This window comes from Amedibacillus sp. YH-ame10 (assembly GCF_053848885.1).
This window is the reverse complement of the sequence record NZ_JBSPFA010000046.1, coordinates 1-18336: the sequence shown is the minus strand read 5'-3', so window position 1 is coordinate 18336 and position 18336 is coordinate 1. Positions and strand designations below refer to the sequence as shown.

Sequence of the window (18336 nt, the reverse complement as noted above, 5' to 3'; positions counted from 1 at the left end):
CTAGAGAATCAAAAGTAAAAACTTGTCGTGTCCTTCTTTGGCTCTTCTTAGAGCCTTTTCGTCATGTTTTTTTCGTTTTCTCTCATTTCCACTTAAATTATGCAAGTTCCTAATAGATAAAAAGAACCTGTTTCGTAAACAGGCTCTTTATTATGGTCTTGTGTTCACCTTTTTTCGTGCTAACATACAAACAAAAGGTACGCTTAATGCCACAAGAACGATGAGTGTCTTTTTCATGACGATACCTCCTTTATGGTTACAGTATACAGGAATATAAAATGAAAGTCCTATGAAGTTTATTACATCTTTCTTACGGTTTTGTCATATACTTTTGTTTCCTAATGTGAAACAAAAGATTATTGAGCTATCCCTTTTTTTTCAAGGGGAATTTTGTTAAAATGAAAGATAGATAGAATGCGTAAAGGAGAACACGATGAAGACAAGAATAGAACATGACTCAATGGGTGAAATCGCCGTAGAGGAAGATAGATACTGGGGTGCCCAAACCCAACGTAGTTTTGATAATTTTAAGATTGGTATTGAAAAGATGCCGTTGCAAATCATTTATGCATTTGCACATTTAAAAATGGCTTGTGCGAAAGTAAATTTTGAACTTGGTAAATTAGAAGAAGAAAAATGTGAGATGATTGTTAAGGTTTGTGGGGAAATATTAACTGGTAAATTAGATGATCATTTTCCTTTATCTGTATGGCAGACTGGAAGTGGTACACAAAGCAATATGAATGTGAATGAAGTAATTGCGAATCGTGGAAACATACTTGCAGGAAAAAAACTATTACATCCTAACGATGATGTAAACAAAAGTCAAAGTTCAAATGATACCTTCCCTACGGCTATGCATATCGCTGCAATACAAGCTCTTCGCAAAGAATTGTTGCCAACGCTAGAAGATATGATACAAACACTAAAACGCTTAGAGAAAGATCATGCACATATTATTAAGATTGGACGTACCCATCTACAAGATGCGACACCATTGCGATTTTCTCAGGAAATAAGTGGTTGGCGAGGAATGCTAGAAAACAATATCGATATGATTCAAAAAAGCATCGATTCTTTATCCAAGCTTGCCATTGGTGGAACAGCAGTTGGTACTGGCATCAATACTCCTGAACAATTTGGAGAAAAAGTAAGTGCCATCTTAAGTGAACAATTGTCTACATATTTTATATCTGATCCTAATAAATTTCATGCGTTATCATCAAAAGATGATGTATGTTTCGCACATGGTGCATTAAAAGCACTTGCGGCAAACGCTATGAAAATGGCAAATGACATTCGTTGGTTAGCAAGCGGTCCAAGATGTGGATTGGGTGAAATTAAAATCCCAGAAAATGAACCAGGAAGTTCCATTATGCCTGGAAAGGTAAATCCAACACAATGTGAGTCCTTAACCATGGTTGCGACACAAGTTATGGGAAATGATGCGACGATTGGATTTGCCGCAAGCCAAGGTAACTTTGAACTCAATGTCTTCATGCCAGTTATTATTTATAACTTTCTTCAATCCGTTTCCTTGTTAAGCGATGGCTTAACCTCCATTCGTGTACACTGCATAGAAGGATTACAGGCAGATGAAGAAAAGATGAACTACAATCTACACAATTCCTTAATGTTAGTTACTGCATTAAACCCTTATATTGGATATGAGAATGCTGCTGCATGCGCAAAGAAAGCATACAAAGAAAATATCTCTTTAAAAGAAGCTTGTATCTCTTTAGGACTACTTACTTCTGATGAATTTGATTCTTATATCGTACCAGAAAAGATGGTATAAAAACGTTAGAGCACATTCGCTCTAACGTTTATTTTATACTTCCAAATATTCTTAGATGTTCTTTTCTACGATATACTTCATTTAAGAAATCATAAAATTCTTGATCCGATTGATCCATGTGTTCTAAAATTTTGAATGGATCACGAATGGTTTTCGCATGTTCCTTTAAGATTTCCGCAGTTAAGCGTACCTTTTCTTGACTAACACCTACCATCCCTGTATGGATATGAATCACTTCATCAAATCTTGAGATGACATAAAAATCAATTTGATATACATTGGCACCATTGACTGGTGTCTTCGCAACCACATGAAACCACACCTTAAATACATCAATATCTTCATATGGTAAAAAGCTCATTGCTTCTTCAATCTTCCCTTTACGTATTTGACTTACCATTTTAAGATGTCCTTTTTTATCTTGTTTCTTCACATAATAAATTCCCTTTTCTCTAAATTCATACAATTCCTTAGGAAGGAAAATAGATACATTGAAATAAAAGAACCCAATCACCGCAACAATGATTGTTGTCACTACAATGACAACTAATGGAAAGGTTTCACTTGCCTCTTTGTTCTGCGAGAGATCTATAAGATTTAACGTTAACACCACAAAGAAGCCTACAAGGATCCAACAAATTGGAAACATACAACACGCTATAAAAAACAATCGCTTTTTACTGTATTGCGTTTTATTCCAAGAGGATATAAGATCCCCTGCTTTATCTAACGGTATATGTTCACGTTTATGAACAATGATATCTTCATAATGATCCATCGTATAAGAGGTTAGTGGAATCTTACTCTTTTGAATATCTTCACAAAGTTTCTCTTTCATCTGCATTTCATGATGGAGCGATTGCAATTCCTTTGCTTGATGTTCCATAAGTTCTTCTAGTGTTATCTCATGTTCATAGTATCTACGAATCTCTTCCATAGTAATACCCAAACTACGAAATAGCTTTATCTCTTTTAAGCGTTTTATATTTTCATTTGTGAACTCACGATATTTATTCTCTGGATCTCTTTCTATTTTAATGAGACCCATCTCTTCATAAAATCGAATATTGTGTGCACTGAGTCCTATGCTACTTTCAACTTCTTTGATTTTCATATACATTCCCTCTGCTTTCACTCTCAGTAAACACCTTAAGGGTACTTGAAGGTCAAGCTCTTTTACAAATATTTCTTAAAAAACATAAATATCGCTTCCCAATTCTCTCAAATCTTGTTCATTTACAATTTGATAAACTCCCTTTTTCTTCTTTTCTATATATCCTTCCTTAATAAACTTGCACAACACCCTTTGCAGTTGACGATAGCTACAACCTATCATATCTGCGGCATCTTGCTGATTATCATAAAAATATCCTTGGTTCATACTTGCACAAATATATGCTGCTAAACGATTTTCAACAGGATAAGTCAACGATACAGATTTGTTATGATTGCTACGAATTAATTTCTGACTCAACTGAGAAGCTAACATATACATAAAATTCGCATCCTTTAACATACTCTCTTTATGTTGTATAGGTAATATGAGGCAATCCATATCACATAACGCTATGACATCGTTGATGATTCGATGTTGTTGAAAGAATTCCACATCTCCAATCACCATAAATGGGTTCAAAAAAGAATGCAACGTACTTTCTCCATTATGCGTTATATATAATGTTTTTGCTCTCCCATTCACGATAAACACAATTTCCTTCAAAAGAGAACCTGCATTCATCAAGTAATCCCCTTTTTGATAATGCCTTAGTTTTAAATGTTGCATCAGTTCTTTTCCCATATGGTTTTGTATATCATACATTTGCAAATACTCTGATAATGTCTTTTTCATATTCATCACCTGTATACATTATGACATATGTCATATTCATTATACAATCCTTACGTTATACTTTCTTCAAAGAGGTGAGTACATGGAACTGATATTAGCAATGTTAAGTGGTATTATATGCACCATTATGTTGGCATGGAATGGTCAATTATCCACTGCCATAGGAATTTATCTTTCGACTTTTGTTATACATATTTTAGGATTACTTACCATTTGGTTGTATTGTAAATGGAAACATCTTCGCATTCCATTTCATAATCATTTGCCTTGGTTCTTCTATATGGGTGGTGTGATTGGTGTATTGACGGTATTCTTTAATGTATACACGATTGAGGCTATAGGCGCTTCTTTGGTAAGTGCTTTAGGACTTTTAGGACAGTTATGTGCATCTCTTGTGCTAGAACAAAAAGGTTGGCTAGGTAGTGTTCAAAGCAATATTACAAAAAGCAAACTAGTATCCCTTGGAATTATCGTTATTGGAATTGGGGTGATGTTGTTATGACGTTATGTTTTCAAGTTCTATGTGCCTTTACGGCCGGTATCACCGTTGTCGCTGCACGAAGTATCAACGCCTATTTAGCGAAACATGTAGGTGCGAGCCAAAGTAGTTTCTTTAATTACTTAACAGGTCTTATTACAAGTTTTATCTTATTGTTAATCCTATCGTTTCCTACACTACAAAGTTTATCAAAACTCACACAGTTACCAAACTATTGGATGTTATTAGGTGGTGTCATTGGTGTCATAAATATTATGATTTTAAATATTGTCGTAAACAAAGTTGCTCCTATTCAGTTAACCCTTGTCATCTTTATTGCACAATTAGGAAGTGGTATGTTATTGGATTTATTCTTATATCAAATCTTTTCATTCCAAAAATTGGTTGGTTGTATCATTGTATTATTGGGATTGTTACATTACCAATATGCCATGAAAAAATCAGTATTACAAAAAAAAGGCGAATAGCCAATGTCATTAAGTTAAGAAACAGAAGGAAATTAAAAAGTCCTCCTGTTTTTTTATTTTGTTAAAATTTGCTGTTTTCATTGACAATTATTCAAAAATCGGGACGCTTCGCTACTCTCAGCGTCTTTGTTGGTAGTTGAGGAGGTAAATCTTATGACATTTACTCAACTATTTATATTTCTTCATGCTTTAGATTTCAGAAACGTTAACTATGGTGATATACATGCCTAGTTATTCTAAAAAGTTATATCTTCTTTTAAAAAGATTATTCGAAATTTAGCTGCTCAAAAATTAAGGCTTAATCTCGTTACGAATCCTGCTGTTGATTTTACCAGAAATAGAAAACTTTCTTTATCTGATATGCTTTCAATCACTGTTTTCATGTCTGCCAAGCCTCTTAAAGAGGAACTCTTTGACTATTTTGATTATGCTTTACATACTGCTTCGTCCAGTGCTTTTGTTCAAGCTAGAGATAAAATCCTTCCAGATGCTTTTGAATCCTTATTTCACAATGTAAATGACACTTTCTCCTATTCTAAGACTTATCATAACTACCGTCTGATCGCTGTTGATGGTTCTGATCTCCCTATTTCTTATAATCCTAAAGATACCGAGACTTTGCAGGGACTGAGTGATGATCACAAAGGTCATAATCAATATCATATCAATGCCGCTTTTGATATCTTAAACAACTGTTATACAGATGCTATTGTAAACGACGCTACTCATTCCGGCGAACAAGAATCTATGTGGAAAATGGTAGAAAGGTATAAGGGCAATAAAGCAATTTTCATTGCCGATAGAAGTTATGCCACATGGAATAATATGGAACACATCATACATGCTGATCAATTCTTTTTGATTCGAGCGAAAGATATTTCTTCCAATGGATTTCTTAGAAAATTCAAGTTACCTGATGAAGAATTCGATGTAGATATAGATACTATTTTGACTACGAAGCAGACCAATGATGTGAAATCAAATTCCGATAAATATAGATTTCTTTCATCTTCTTCTACCTTCGATTTTATTACTGAGGACTCCTCTTTTATAATGTAAATTATCGAGTCGTTCGTTTTAAAATCAATGGTAAAGAAGAATATGAATCGATCATCACTAACCTGCCTAGAGAATTGTTTACTCCTGATATGATAAAAGAACTCTATAATATGCGCTGGGGCATTGAGGTATCATTTCGTCATTTGAAATACGCTGTTGATTTATTGGCACTTCATTCAAAGAAAAAAACATTCATCTTGCAGGAAATTTGGGCAAGAATGATACTTTTCAATATCTGCATGATTATTATTAATCATGCAGCGGACAAACTAAACTCAAAAAACAAATGGGAATATGCAATAAATGTCACCAGAGCAGTTCATTTAATACGTGATGCAAGTAAAAGAAAAGGTGGAATCCCACCTGATCTCGATAAGTTAATTCGCCGTGAGCTTTCACCGATACGTCCTGACCGACATGTTGAGCGAAAGATGAAACTCAAGAGTTTCATACGATTTAATTATCGTTTCTCATAACGCTATTACTATAGCACACATTTGAAAAAAGTTCATTTTCAGAACTTCTTTTCATTATATTTAACTTCAATTCGTAAAGTAACTCTAATCTTAAATAAAATCACCAACCTTTTATGTTGCAATATTTGTAAACAAAGAAAGGGGATATTCAATTGTCAAAGATCAAACTCTATTAAATCTATCTAAACAAAAAGTCTCCATTATCTATTACAGGATGCATGACTTCTGATTTATTCTATAGAAATTATTATCTTAATTAAGTTAATAATACTTTCTTTATCATTGGGATTAGATGATGCTACTAGAATCGTTAACGTGGCTAACGTAGTATTTGATATTCGTAATTTATTTTGCCTATGTAATGCATGATTCTTTTCGAGAAAGTACAAAAATATTGTCGCTGCAATTCTTTTATTTCCATCCGCATAGGCATGGTTTTTTGTTATAAAATATAGTAAATGAGCTGCTTTATCTTCAAGTGTTGGATATAGCTCCACTCCATCAAAGCTTTGATATATAGTTGCTATAGCGGATTTAAAAGAATTATCTTTTTCTATACCAAATAAATCACCTTTATCCGCAAACATTGTATTTTCAATAACTCCTTTACATTCCTCATAAGTAATAACATATGTGGAGTTAACGCCTTTTATTTCTTCTAATACTTGATGATCATAATCATCCAAAATCTTGAGCCCTTTATTATAGGATAATAAGAAATCTAGCATATCATTGCTAGTCAATTGTAAATCACCACTTATTTTTCTTGCATCATCTAATAAATTGGATATTTTTTCTAAATCAGGGAGGTTAAATTTACTAGTATTAATTACATAACCTCTTGTGGAAAATTCCTTTAATACATGATTCGCCCATTTTCTAAATAATATTCCTTGGTTTGATTTCACTCTATATCCTACGCTGTTTACCACTTCCAAATTGTAATACTCAATGTTTCTTTTCACATTTCTACTACCTTCATTTTGAACTGTCGCAATTTTTGCGATAGTTGCTAAACCCTTTAATTCTTCTTTTAGAGCATTATTGATATGCTTTCCTATTGTCTTTACATCTCTATCAAATAGTTCAGCCATTTGATTCCTAGTAATCCAGATTTCTTCAGAATTAGCATCAAGCTTTGCAATGATTTCTAGTTCTCCGTTATTAAATTTTATAAGTTCTAACTTTTCTTCCATTTATAAGTTCCTTTCTTGTTCTGTGGCAATATCCCCGTTTAGGACAGTGGCTATCATATAAACTCCTATTTCGGTGAAGACAAATGGTAATTTCTTTATATTTTGGCTATCGTTCAAAGTTCCAATCGGCTAAATCACTGTCCAGCATCACTTGTTGTCCACGTATTATATGAACTAAATCTTTAAAGTCGTTATCTATTGTAATTATTTCATTCATCTAATTTCCTCCCTTCACTTTATATATACGAGATTTATATACAAAATTCCTAAATTTTCTTGATTTATTTTTTGCGGTCACATTTTGTGACCACGATCTCAAGCAAAGAATTCTAAAATAAACCTCTTTATAACATCATCACATCCATCTCTATATTCAATAAATTCTCTCATAGTCATAGAACAAAAGTATTCTCCACTATAAAGCACAAGATACTGCAAGAACTCTTCCTTGTAATTCTTCAAAATAACAGGCAAACATTTACCAATGTATTTCTCGCCATCTTCAGTATTCAAATATAACTGATAGAACAAATAACCAAACAAAACACAAATAAGATGAAATGCTATTACATTCAACTTAGTGCTTTTAAAATCTTCAAGTTCCCAAAATTCTTTTAACTGTCTAAAATCTTCTTCGATCTCTGGGCGCATTTCATACATCATAATGATTTCTTCTGCTGTTTTACTCATGTCAGTAGTAGTAAATACAAAATAACCATCTACTCCTTGAGTCCATACAACGCAGGCATTAAAATCAATATTCTCTTTAACATTTTCACAAAGACTGGTGCTTCTCCAAGCCATATAAACTTTAGGAACATGACAAACCATTTGATCTTTTCTAGATGGATGTGGCTTCCAATTATCTATTTCTTCGACTAGGGTGATTGCCATTTCATACTCAGCCATACCTTTTTTCATTGGTATATAGGTATCTATTTTTCTAACCTCTTTTAAGTATTTTATCAATGCTCTAGAAATAAAGCCTCTATCCATTATTAAAATATCACCTTCACGAAGACATGGAGAAGTTTTTAGCATTTCTTCACTTAATGCCAAATCATGAGTTGCAGCTGTACCAAAACGCATTTCTTCAATAATACCAGAATCTCCATGAAGCCCTCTAAGAGAAGCTATTTTATAGCCGCGCATCTTATTGCCTTTACGATCTATTGCAATTGTTGATCCTTCATAGTTTGAGTTATAAAATTCTACAGCTATCTTAGTGCAGTCTAGAATATGAATATCTGGACAAATATTCAATGCCTTGAAGATATGATTTTGAACCACATCATTATAATAAGCAAACATATCATTAGCATCATATTTACCAATAAGATGTCTAATAGTACCTTCATTCATCCACCCGTCATCAGATGAATTTAATGCATTATAGCCAAGTTCTGCTAATGCTCTATGATCTCTGATAGCATAAGGAATATCTGTAAGACTAGTTCTTGTTTTCATCTTTGCAGCTATTGCAAGAGCCATAATAAGATTCATAGGAACTATAGTGTTGTGATGACGCTTGTCTGGGAATCCATTAGAGAGGCAATCAAAAATACCTTCGTGAGACATAGAAAGGATGATATCATCGATAAGGCTGCTATTACTGGCAACTATACCGTCTAATATCTGGTTCTGTATTTGTTCTTTAACTTTGTTTTTGTCTTGTTTACACAAACTGAACATGCAGCCCACATCCTTCCGCACTTTAAGTTTATATCAAACAAGGCTAAAAGTCAAGGTGCTTTGACACTTTGTGTGGAATATTGTATTATATAGTCAGATAACCTTTAGGAGGACTAATCTATGAATAGCGCAGAACAATATATAGGTAGTAAGATTAGAGAGATAAGAATGCAGCATCATATGAGTCAAGCTGATTTGGCTCGTAAATTAAATGTGAGTGATTCCATTATTTCTGGTTATGAAAGAGGAGTTAGAACACCATCCATGGATATTCTAATAAAACTTAAGAATATTTTTAATGTTGATGTATCTTTCTTTTTTAATGAAGAAATTGAGAGAAATGCTAGATTAACTATTGACGTAACAGATCTAACAGAAGATCAATTCCTTATCGTGGCTAAGTTAATTGATGAATTTCATAAATCAAATAATAAAGAGGGTAAATAATCTAGCCCTCTTTTTCATCTTCCATATTATCTAAAGCATAATTAATGCATTTCACAACTAACTTATTCAACGATACATTCTTCTCGTCACAAACTTCTTCCATACGATCTACAAGCTTTTTCTCTATTCTAAATGTCTTATTAACGTATTCCTCACGCTCTACTTTAAATTTCATATTATTCGCTCCATTTCTTTATACACTAATAGTATTAAAAAACAGCAATGTTATATACACTTATAATTTAGTGTAATTTGCACTTGATTTATTTATGTGACGATTGTATGATTTATGTGAAAGTAGAGGGAAATAGTATGAAAAAAATTTTAATGAGTTTAATTTGTTGCTTAATGATTACAAGTATAGTAGGATGTTCATCAAACAGAAACAAGGATATAGAAGAAATATTCCTTAATAACAACTATTATATAGACTGTACTGAAAGTGGTATCGCAATAAAGAACTATTATAAAGAAGGCTTTGGAGGACGTATTTGGGCACATACCGATAGCGGTTCAAATATCATTTTTACTGATGATTATATTTTAGAAGATGTGATAATTGATCCTGTAAATGAAAAGTTAAATAGTAATTCGTCAAAAATACCTGAAGAATTCATTAAAGAAGAAATCAAAGAGTTAAAGCGCTTAAGTGATACAGTTCTTAAGTCATTGAACATTTCTTATGATGAACTTCTAGAATATATGGAATACAAAATGAAAAACGATCCGAAAAGTGTCGGTGATAATAACAATACGCCTATTGAAAATCTTCCTGATAAAAAAACCAGTAAAACTAAAATGTTTTATAATATAGCTACCTCTATTACAAAAGATGACTTGAAACGAGATAAACTTGGTCTTTATTCTTTAGGAGATATCACACTTACATCTAATGATTGTGAATGGATTGATAATCCTCTTAATAAAAAAGGATCAGTTAATCAAGGAGCGTTTTATAGAAAAATGGCAACATCTTTAGAAGGGTTTAAGCTTGGTTTTAATAATGGTATCAGTATCACTCAACACATACTTGGAGAAATAGCCTTGAATGGTACAGTAATAAGACCACGTGTAGATGAGTTATCTTCGTATATCGTTGAGAAAGATTCTCTTAAACCAGTGATGAATAAATTCAAAAGCCTAAGCACAATAACTGGAACAATAAACGTTGATGCAAATTCATATGATTTTACTATTACAGATTTAACTGCTTGTACTGAGGAGTTAAAAATTTCAGAGGAAATGCTAGGTTACATTTTAGCAATGTTGGATGAATATGCACCTACTGTATCTTTCGATGGTAATTCGTATACATTTAGATTAAATTAAATTTACCTTGCTTTTATTTTTGTAAATGATAATATTTATTATAAATGGAGGTGGAATCATGAAGTTTAATTTTTCTAAAATTCAATATAAAGATTTATTTTTTGTTGTGGAAATAGCGAATCCAATCATAGCAAGGAGTTCAAGTATGTACGATACACGAAAGCAACATGCTCAAGTGATTGATATTGAACCTGAATTTTATGTGTTTGCTTGTAAAGATTCAAATGGAAATTTAGATTATTTTTTTGGAAGTGAAAAAGTTATTTCTCTTTTAAAACCAATGGATGATAAGGCTTTTGTGTGGGAAACATACATTAGTGAATATTGAAAAGAAGAACTAGTGTTAAGTTAAACACGCAGTTCTTCTTTTTTTAGATTTAATAATCAATTATTCATCTTTGTCAGTTATTATAGTTTTATCAATAACATCACCAGTGTTGAAAAATCTAATAACTTGTAAATGTTTATTTATCTCTTTTAATTCATTTAAGATTTGTTCTAATAATTTTACCATACGTTTCTACCTCCTTTCTGTCTTGTGAAAATCTGCGAATATTTTACTTTACGAATTGAAGATATTTAAATTGCGGATTTTATCTGATGTTTTTGCTCTTATTAGCAGTATTCTTTATTTCACCTTCTGCTTTATCTCTTATGCATTCTTTAACTTAATGACATTGCTTTTAATCTTGTTTTTTTCTTTATTGGTGTAAAAGTCCATCATATTCATTAAAGCTTCCCGTTTTGAGTTTATCTGTAGATATAAAGCTGCCACATTTTAATCTATATTGTTCGACATTTCATACTTCTTTAAGGTGCATCATAATTTCCACGTTCGGCAATCGTAACTTTGTTTGCTTTATTTACTCAACTTTCGCAGAAGAAATACAAGACTAAAAGCTTAAAAAACTGTATAAATATAGGATATACTTTAGATAAACTATCCAAAAGGTATGAGCTTTGACATTTATCATTGTAAAGAAGAGTAAACCTAAATCCAAAAACATTAGGACTTATGGATGTTAAAAGCATAATGAGTGAAGATTAAAATATATAAAAAATCAGTATAAACCTTAATGAACTGGGTATACTGATAATACAAATACAGAATGATTAGACATAATCTGTTTAGAAAGGCTGGGAAGGACTTGCTTTTTATTTGTTTTTGTGGAAAACTTTCTTTAACTTTTTTATTTTATCGGTGAATAGTAACTCCTAATGTTATTTTATTAAGATTTCTATGATTTTGTAATGACATTTCTGTGATATAGGTATATAATGAAAGCGGTTAAAGGAGGGGTGAAAAATGGAGTTAGATGGACAAAGAATGAGGATTTATAATGATACTAATGAAATCATAAAAGACTTGTATTATGTTCTGCCGGGGACAAATATTGAATGTAAAGTAAGAAAATGTAAGTCTAGTACTCATGTTGATGAACATATCTTCAATAAATATAAAGGTGATTTAATTTTTTTCTTTAAAAGAGATGAAAATCAACGCTTTATTTTTGAAGATGTGATTGGAGTACCTGTAAGTGAAGGGATTTTTGGATACGATGTTGAACATAAATTCTCTTTACAATTTAGAATTGTAAATGATGATGAAGGTCATTTATCCATTCTTAAAGAAAATTACGTTGATTGATGAAATAAAGCGCTGATATAATTAAATATCAGTGCTTTTTGATAGTGTGCTAAACAAATGAGATATGGATAGGTGGTAAAAACCACTGAGAGGGTAATCAGTTGCCAATTTGTAGCGATGATAATTAGTAGTTCACTGCGAGTTAACTGATAGCGGTAGTTGGCTCTATTGTAAATATTTGAACCAAGGAACACGGAAATGGAATGAAGCGGAAATTAGTTATAACAATCGCGATAAATAGCATTATCTAACAAATAATAATTCTAGTACTTTTACCAATATATGAGCTAAAGTTTTCAGATAATAGTAACGTATTTCGACTAGAAAAAAGGCAACACAAAGCAATTAGGAAGGCACGATAGTTTATTCAAGAAGTCTATAGAATGGCAATATTAATTGATTTAGAGAAATATTTTGTCATTGCAAAGTAAATTAATTTAATTAGTATCAGAAACTGTACGAGATGGAAGAGTGGTGTTATTAATACATGAATATCTTAACGCAGGATTCATGATGAATGGTGTATTTGCAGGAACAAAGGAAGATTTTAGTGAAGATGGAAATTTTAGTCCATTACCTAGTAATATTATGTTAAATGAGTTAGACAAAAAACTAGAAAGAAGAAAATTGCAATTTGTGCGTTTTGCGAACGATACAGTTGTTTTCTGAAGAGTTAAAGGACAGACTGTACAGTTGTGGTTTGGAAGGGGCAAAATATTCTGATTATTAGCCTCTATCCAATTGGAACTCAATAGAGAGGGAGGTTTAAATTTTAGTGAAGATATTTGTGTTTAATGGTAGTTATAGAGGAGAAAGGACAAGGCAAATTTTCTTTTACTAGAGTGATGTGAAATTCAGTGACATCATTAGAAGACAGAGAAAAAAACGGAATCAATTTTAGTACTATCAATATTGAATAAATCTATGATAAAATCATACATGGGATTAGTCCCTCCTTCGTGTATATGTTTTTCGGCAAAGAAATCATACCATGAAGGATTTTTTTTGAAAATAGTAGCCACACCCACGCACTAATTTATTGCGCCGATCAATTGGACAAATTAATTCTATCATGAAAGGTTTTTTTTAAAAGTACAACCCTACAAAAGTTTAGAGGCATAAAAATAGTGACCCTATGAAAGTTTATAGGTACCCCTAGACCCTACAAAAGTTTAGAGTTCTATTTTAACAAAATAAAAAAACAGGAGGACTTTTTAATTTCCTTCTGTTTCTTAACTTAATGACATTGGGCGAATAGCCTTTTTTAAATACTTATATTCTTGCAACTCCACTATCCTTTGCGGCTTTCGCTACTGCTTTTGCCACTCCATCCGCAACACTCTTATCAAGTGCACTAGGAATGATATAATCTGGACTAATCTTATCCCCTACCATATCTGCAATTGCATACGCTGCAGCTATTTTCATTTCTTCGTTGATATCACTTGCACGAACACTCAATGCTCCTTTAAAAATTCCTGGGAAAGCAAGCACATTATTGATTTGGTTCGCAAAATCACTACGTCCTGTTCCTACGATATAAGCACCCGCTTTTTTTGCTAAATCAGGCATAATTTCTGGTGTTGGATTTGCCATTGGTAATACGATAGATTTGGCATTCATACTCGCAACCATTTCTTCACTCACAATACCAGGTGCAGATACACCGATAAACACATCGCTTCCCTTCATCGCATCCGCAAGACTTCCTTGTAAACCATCTTTATTGGTAATCTCTGCGATTTCTTGTTTTTCGTTGTTTAATCCTGCTCTACCTTTGTATACAATTCCTTTACTATCACAAAGAATGACATCACCAAATCCCATAGTAAGTAATAATTTCGCAATGGCAATACCCGCAGATCCTGCACCATTGATTACCATCTTCAAAGAACCCATTGTTCTTCCTGTTAATTTTACTGCGTTGCATAAAGCCGCAGCTGTTACAATAGCTGTACCATGTTGATCATCATGGAATACAGGAATATCACAGATTTCCTTTAAACGTGTTTCAATCTCAAAACAGCGAGGAGCAGAAATATCTTCTAGGTTAATTCCACCAAAACTTCCTGCTAATAAAGAAATCGTACGAATAATCTCTTCCGTATCTTTACTACGTATACAAAGTGGAATCGCATCCACATCACCAAACTCTTTAAATAAAACACATTTTCCTTCCATAACAGGCATTCCTGCTTCAGGACCAATATCTCCTAACCCAAGAACTGCAGTTCCATCTGTTATTACAGCAACTAAATTACCTCTACCTGTTAATTCATAGCTTTTGTTTACATCCTTTTGTATTTCTAGACAAGGAGTAGCTACTCCTGGAGTATATGCCACACTTAAGTCATCTCTTGTATTAATCGCTACTTTTGAACGAATATCTAGTTTTCCCTTCCACTCTGCGTGCATACGCATTGCTTCTTTTGCATAATCCATGAATGAATCCTCTCTTTCTATTTGTATTAATAGTAACACAATAAAAAAAAGATAGAAATAAGAAAACTACATAGCTATTAGGAAATTGGTTCATACTATTGAAAAAGGAGTTGGCTATATGAAAGAGTTGTCACTACGCTATGAACATCGTATGCAAAATGAACCATGTCTGCTTACTTTTGAAGTATTCGCAGATCTTCATGTCCTCTTACCAAAACGCAATAGAAAATTAGAGAATGCACTTGATGATATATGGGAACGTAAAGTAAAAGATGTAATTATATTAGGGGATTTAAGTGCACAGGGTTTTATGTTTCAATTAGAACAATGTCTTAAACAATGTAAGGAATATCCCATTCGCTATATGATTGCCTTAGGAAATCATGACATTTATTCTATGAAAGAAAAAGCACAAGTGCATATACACCCTCTTTATAAAGAACTTGTTCTCTTACATCATTCTACCTTGTATTATGAAGAACAAAGAGAAGGGTTTTCCTTTTATGTATTGAACAGTGAAAAACCTGATAAAAATCATGCCTATTATAGTCCCCAACAACTCCTTTGGTTAAAGGAACACCTAGAGAAAGCCGATCCTCATAAACCTGTCTTTATATGTTGTCATCATCCTTTGATGCATACTCATCCAAATATGAACACTCCAGAAAACACAATGGGTTTTCAAAGACATGAACTTACAAGGATTGTAAATATACATCCCCTTGTAATCTTTTTAAGTGCTCATATCCATAATAGTTACGAGATATGTACTATCTATTGCGATCACAAGTTATTCGAAATCAATGTACCTTCTTTTACGAATACACAATATGGAGAAAAAAAAGAAGAGGTCGGTTATCAACTACAACTATTTCATGATTTCCTTTACATTCGAACAAGGGATTACCATGCCCATGAATGGATTTTATCTCATGAATATATATTAGATTTTAAAAGTCATCAATGCATTCCTTATACCCAAGAAGCCCATAATGCATAAATTTCATCATAAAACGATTTGATTTTGTTTATTTCTACAAAATCTTCACACGTTCTTAACACCAGAACCATCTTTTTATATACTAATCCCAACAAGAAACTGATATAATTATGAAAAGGTGATGAGATGAAACATAACTTCCTAAAAGATTTACTTTTTACACTTGTAATACTCGTTATTTGTACGATTGTATCCAATATTATGATTCATATGAATATTCGTATCGAGAATGTTGTTATGATTTATCTTATAGGGGTACTTTTCATAATGATTCAATCCAAAAATTTTATTTGGGGAATCACTGCTGGAACCTTAAGCATCATTGCATTTAACTATTTTTTCACACAACCTACGTTTTCTTTTCAAATCTATGATCAAAACTATATTGTGACCATTATTATCTTCTTATTCGTATCTTGTTTTACAGCGGTACTTATCAATCAGTTACAAAAGCATGTACAAATTGCGAAACAACAAGAATACCAAACAAAGGCTCTCTATGAAGTGAGTAGAGGGTATTTTCAATTGACTGGTATCCATAACATTATTGATAAAAGTTTAAAAGCTCTTTATGATTACCAACAAATCATAAGCGTTGTGTATTACTTTGATCGTAAGAAGAGAAAACTCATTCGCTTTGAAAATGATTCCAATGTACAAGAGAGAAAAGATAGTGAAGAAGCACTCGCCAAATGGTGTTTTGATAATCGATGTGAGTGTGGACATGGCACAAGCTTTTATGAACAAAAGAGATGGACATATCGTCCATTGATTCATAAAGATGAAATCATTGGGGTATACGCTACCCTATATACTTCTGAATTGACTACAGAACAAGAAATGTTTATTACGACTATGACGTCTCAAATGGTAATCGCGATTGAACGTGAGCGTTTATTTGAAGAACAAGAAGAAACAAAAATCGAAATAGAAAAAGAAAAACTTCGCAATAGTTTACTTCGTAGTATTTCTCATGATTTACGTACGCCATTAACAGGTATTGCAGGTTCTGCATCTCTCATCGTGGATAACTATGATACTCTTGAGAAAGAATCTATTTATTCCCTTGTGAAAAATATTAGTAGTGATGCGATATGGCTCGAACAACTTGTAGAAAATCTATTAAATATGACGCGAATACAAGATGGAAAACTTATCTTGAAACGACAAAAAGAAGTCGTGGATGATGTTATTTGTGAAGCTGTACAAGTATGTGAATCAAGAAGAGGTGCACATATCATTGAAATGAAGCTTCCTGAACAAGTAACACTTGTTGAGATGGATGGGAAACTCATTGTACAAGTACTCATAAACTTTATAGACAATGCTATCAAGCATACGGATGATGGTTCACGTATCGAAATACGTTGTTGTAGGAAACATAACCATGCAATTTTTGAAGTTATGGACGATGGTGAAGGAATTGATGAAAATATCAAAGATAAGTTATTTGAAAGCTTTGAGACAACCAAGCGAGAACGTTCAGATTCTCGAAGAGGTGTTGGTCTAGGCTTATCCATTTGTAAATCTATTATTGAAGCGCACCATGGAAGAATATTTGCACACAATCGTAAAGAAGGACACGGCGCAATCTTTGGCTTTATTTTACCACTAGAGGAGGAACAAGTATGAATGAAAAAATCTTATTGATCGAGGATGATAAAAATATTATTAAATTTTTAAGTCTTTCCCTTGAAACCAATCACTACAAACTTATTAACACAACCCATGGAATTGAAGGAATATCCCTATTTATGACCGATAATCCTGATTTGATTCTCTTGGATTTAGGATTACCTGATATCGATGGGATGGAAGTATTAAAACAAATACGAGCACAAAGTGAAGTGGCCATCATTGTGGTTAGTGCTAGAGGTCAAGAAAAAGAAAAAGTTGATGCCCTAGATGCAGGTGCTGATGATTATATTACCAAACCCTTTCATATCAATGAATTGTTGGCGAGAGTTCGCGTTGCATTACGAAAAAAATCCCCTTCCGTTGTAAAAGAAAAAACATTTACTTGTGATGCTTTATTTATAGACTTTGAAAAATACAAAGTATGTGTGAATGAAAAAGAGATTCATTTAACTCCAATTGAGTTTAAGCTATTAACATTGCTTGTAGAAAATGCAGGAAAAGTATTAACTCACAGCTTCATTATAAAGAAAGTTTGGGGTTATAATAGCTGTGAAGATTCGCAATCTTTACGTGTCTTTATGGCAAATTTAAGAAGAAAAATAGAAGAAGATAGCTCTAGACCACATTATATATTAACAGAGGTTGGTGTAGGATATCGTTTCATAGAACGATAAAAAAAGAGGCTGTAACGAAATAGACACATTTGGAAATTTAGATGATGCCTAGGAGGTTACGACCTCTTTTTTTCTTGTATATGAGTCATATAGGTTGAAATCAGCTCATTGAGCTTAAAAAA

The 18336-nt window shown here is 32.6% G+C and carries 20 protein-coding genes; 13 read left to right on the top strand and 7 right to left on the bottom strand.

The genetic code is table 11. The annotated features are described in order from the left end of the window. The first annotated feature begins 433 nt into the window (after positions 1-433). Positions 434-1798, top strand: a complete 1365-nt coding sequence (gene fumC, locus ACWG42_RS14145) for a class II fumarate hydratase (RefSeq protein ID WP_455793210.1) — start codon at positions 434-436, stop codon at positions 1796-1798. A gap of 28 nt (positions 1799-1826) precedes the next feature. Here the strand turns inward: fumC and ACWG42_RS14140 are convergent, their stop codons facing one another. Continuing rightward, positions 1827-2912, bottom strand: a complete 1086-nt coding sequence (locus ACWG42_RS14140; protein WP_455793209.1) for a MerR family transcriptional regulator — start codon at positions 2910-2912, stop codon at positions 1827-1829. A gap of 75 nt (positions 2913-2987) precedes the next feature. Continuing rightward, positions 2988-3647, bottom strand: coding sequence for a cyclic nucleotide-binding domain-containing protein (locus tag ACWG42_RS14135; RefSeq protein WP_455793208.1), 660 nt, complete (start codon positions 3645-3647; stop codon positions 2988-2990). An 82-nt stretch (positions 3648-3729) separates the two neighbouring features. Between ACWG42_RS14135 and ACWG42_RS14130 the strand changes: the two genes are divergently transcribed. The 4 genes from ACWG42_RS14130 to ACWG42_RS14115 all read left to right on the top strand — a co-directional run bounded on the left by ACWG42_RS14130 (position 3730) and on the right by ACWG42_RS14115 (position 6148). Then, positions 3730-4149, top strand: a complete 420-nt coding sequence (locus ACWG42_RS14130; protein WP_455793207.1) for a DMT family transporter — start codon at positions 3730-3732, stop codon at positions 4147-4149. Next, positions 4146-4613, top strand: a complete 468-nt coding sequence (locus ACWG42_RS14125) for a DMT family transporter (RefSeq protein WP_455793206.1) — start codon at positions 4146-4148, stop codon at positions 4611-4613. Before ACWG42_RS14130 ends, ACWG42_RS14125 begins: the two co-directional genes overlap by 4 nt. 360 nt (positions 4614-4973) lie before the next feature. Next, positions 4974-5672: a transposase gene (locus tag ACWG42_RS14120; protein ID WP_455793205.1), complete on the top strand. Its 699-nt coding sequence runs from the start codon at positions 4974-4976 to the stop codon at positions 5670-5672. A gap of 23 nt (positions 5673-5695) precedes the next feature. Beyond that, positions 5696-6148 (top strand): transposase, encoded by a 453-nt coding sequence (locus ACWG42_RS14115; RefSeq protein ID WP_455793211.1) that lies wholly within the window; start codon positions 5696-5698, stop codon positions 6146-6148. Positions 6149-6378: 230 nt separating this feature from the next. Here the strand turns inward: ACWG42_RS14115 and rhuM are convergent, their stop codons facing one another. Together rhuM and ACWG42_RS14105 are read right to left on the bottom strand one after the other, a co-directional pair. Beyond that, a complete protein-coding gene (gene rhuM / locus ACWG42_RS14110) occupies positions 6379-7344 on the bottom strand; it encodes a RhuM family protein (RefSeq protein WP_455793204.1) in 966 nt (321 codons plus the stop codon). 315 nt (positions 7345-7659) lie between these two features. Then, positions 7660-9036 carry a transposase gene (locus ACWG42_RS14105; protein ID WP_455793203.1) on the bottom strand — a complete coding sequence of 459 codons (1377 nt, stop codon included), beginning with the start codon at positions 9034-9036 and terminating at the stop codon, positions 7660-7662. Positions 9037-9156: 120 nt separating this feature from the next. Between ACWG42_RS14105 and ACWG42_RS14100 the strand changes: the two genes are divergently transcribed. Next, a complete protein-coding gene (locus ACWG42_RS14100; protein ID WP_455793202.1) occupies positions 9157-9483 on the top strand; it encodes a helix-turn-helix domain-containing protein in 327 nt (108 codons plus the stop codon). 1 nt (position 9484) lies between these two features. On the opposite strand, the gene ACWG42_RS14095 is transcribed toward ACWG42_RS14100, so the two are convergent. After that, positions 9485-9658, bottom strand: coding sequence for a hypothetical protein (locus ACWG42_RS14095; protein ID WP_455793201.1), 174 nt, complete (start codon positions 9656-9658; stop codon positions 9485-9487). 137 nt (positions 9659-9795) lie between these two features. Between ACWG42_RS14095 and ACWG42_RS14090 the strand changes: the two genes are divergently transcribed. Beyond that, positions 9796-10812, top strand: a complete 1017-nt coding sequence (locus ACWG42_RS14090; protein WP_455793200.1) for a hypothetical protein — start codon at positions 9796-9798, stop codon at positions 10810-10812. A 58-nt stretch (positions 10813-10870) separates the two neighbouring features. Beyond that, positions 10871-11140, top strand: coding sequence for a hypothetical protein (locus ACWG42_RS14085; RefSeq protein WP_455793199.1), 270 nt, complete (start codon positions 10871-10873; stop codon positions 11138-11140). A 60-nt stretch (positions 11141-11200) separates the two neighbouring features. Here ACWG42_RS14085 and ACWG42_RS14080 read toward each other — a convergent pair whose 3' ends face one another. Further along, the gene (locus ACWG42_RS14080) at positions 11201-11326 is read right to left on the bottom strand and encodes a hypothetical protein (RefSeq protein WP_455793198.1); all 126 of its coding nucleotides are present in this window, start codon (positions 11324-11326) and stop codon (positions 11201-11203) included. 792 nt (positions 11327-12118) lie between these two features. Between ACWG42_RS14080 and ACWG42_RS14075 the strand changes: the two genes are divergently transcribed. Then, the gene (locus ACWG42_RS14075; protein WP_455793197.1) at positions 12119-12460 is read left to right on the top strand and encodes a hypothetical protein; all 342 of its coding nucleotides are present in this window, start codon (positions 12119-12121) and stop codon (positions 12458-12460) included. A gap of 471 nt (positions 12461-12931) precedes the next feature. After that, the gene (locus ACWG42_RS14070; RefSeq protein ID WP_455793196.1) at positions 12932-13129 is read left to right on the top strand and encodes a hypothetical protein; all 198 of its coding nucleotides are present in this window, start codon (positions 12932-12934) and stop codon (positions 13127-13129) included. A 603-nt stretch (positions 13130-13732) separates the two neighbouring features. Here ACWG42_RS14070 and ACWG42_RS14065 read toward each other — a convergent pair. Next, positions 13733-14902 (bottom strand): NAD(P)-dependent malic enzyme, encoded by a 1170-nt coding sequence (locus ACWG42_RS14065; protein WP_455793195.1) that lies wholly within the window; start codon positions 14900-14902, stop codon positions 13733-13735. 118 nt (positions 14903-15020) lie between these two features. Between ACWG42_RS14065 and ACWG42_RS14060 the strand changes: the two genes are divergently transcribed. From ACWG42_RS14060 to ACWG42_RS14050, 3 genes are all read left to right on the top strand, one after another. Then, positions 15021-15902, top strand: a complete 882-nt coding sequence (locus tag ACWG42_RS14060) for a metallophosphoesterase family protein (protein WP_455793194.1) — start codon at positions 15021-15023, stop codon at positions 15900-15902. 126 nt (positions 15903-16028) lie between these two features. Next, positions 16029-17534 carry a sensor histidine kinase gene (locus ACWG42_RS14055; RefSeq protein WP_455793193.1) on the top strand — a complete coding sequence of 502 codons (1506 nt, stop codon included), beginning with the start codon at positions 16029-16031 and terminating at the stop codon, positions 17532-17534. Further along, on the top strand, positions 17531-18214 hold the full coding sequence (locus ACWG42_RS14050; protein ID WP_455793192.1) for a response regulator: 684 nt from the start codon (positions 17531-17533) through the stop codon (positions 18212-18214). The genes ACWG42_RS14055 and ACWG42_RS14050 overlap by 4 nt, the downstream gene beginning before the upstream one ends. Positions 18215-18336: the final 122 nt, after the last annotated feature.

Coding starts and splice junctions, on each gene's coding strand:
- ACWG42_RS14065 (WP_455793195.1), bottom strand. CDS start 14,902: ATGGATTATGCAAAAGAAGCAATGCGTATGCACGCAGAGTGGAAGGGA.
- ACWG42_RS14125 (WP_455793206.1), top strand. CDS start 4,146: ATGACGTTATGTTTTCAAGTTCTATGTGCCTTTACGGCCGGTATCACC.
- ACWG42_RS14090 (WP_455793200.1), top strand. CDS start 9,796: ATGAAAAAAATTTTAATGAGTTTAATTTGTTGCTTAATGATTACAAGT.
- ACWG42_RS14135 (WP_455793208.1), bottom strand. CDS start 3,647: ATGAAAAAGACATTATCAGAGTATTTGCAAATGTATGATATACAAAAC.
- ACWG42_RS14060 (WP_455793194.1), top strand. CDS start 15,021: ATGAAAGAGTTGTCACTACGCTATGAACATCGTATGCAAAATGAACCA.
- ACWG42_RS14100 (WP_455793202.1), top strand. CDS start 9,157: ATGAATAGCGCAGAACAATATATAGGTAGTAAGATTAGAGAGATAAGA.
- ACWG42_RS14105 (WP_455793203.1), bottom strand. CDS start 9,036: ATGTTCAGTTTGTGTAAACAAGACAAAAACAAAGTTAAAGAACAAATA.
- fumC (WP_455793210.1), top strand. CDS start 434: ATGAAGACAAGAATAGAACATGACTCAATGGGTGAAATCGCCGTAGAG.
- ACWG42_RS14085 (WP_455793199.1), top strand. CDS start 10,871: ATGAAGTTTAATTTTTCTAAAATTCAATATAAAGATTTATTTTTTGTT.
- ACWG42_RS14075 (WP_455793197.1), top strand. CDS start 12,119: ATGGAGTTAGATGGACAAAGAATGAGGATTTATAATGATACTAATGAA.
- ACWG42_RS14095 (WP_455793201.1), bottom strand. CDS start 9,658: ATGAAATTTAAAGTAGAGCGTGAGGAATACGTTAATAAGACATTTAGA.
- ACWG42_RS14130 (WP_455793207.1), top strand. CDS start 3,730: ATGGAACTGATATTAGCAATGTTAAGTGGTATTATATGCACCATTATG.
- ACWG42_RS14055 (WP_455793193.1), top strand. CDS start 16,029: ATGAAACATAACTTCCTAAAAGATTTACTTTTTACACTTGTAATACTC.
- ACWG42_RS14140 (WP_455793209.1), bottom strand. CDS start 2,912: ATGAAAATCAAAGAAGTTGAAAGTAGCATAGGACTCAGTGCACACAAT.
- ACWG42_RS14080 (WP_455793198.1), bottom strand. CDS start 11,326: ATGGTAAAATTATTAGAACAAATCTTAAATGAATTAAAAGAGATAAAT.
- ACWG42_RS14050 (WP_455793192.1), top strand. CDS start 17,531: ATGAATGAAAAAATCTTATTGATCGAGGATGATAAAAATATTATTAAA.
- rhuM (WP_455793204.1), bottom strand. CDS start 7,344: ATGGAAGAAAAGTTAGAACTTATAAAATTTAATAACGGAGAACTAGAA.
- ACWG42_RS14120 (WP_455793205.1), top strand. CDS start 4,974: ATGCTTTCAATCACTGTTTTCATGTCTGCCAAGCCTCTTAAAGAGGAA.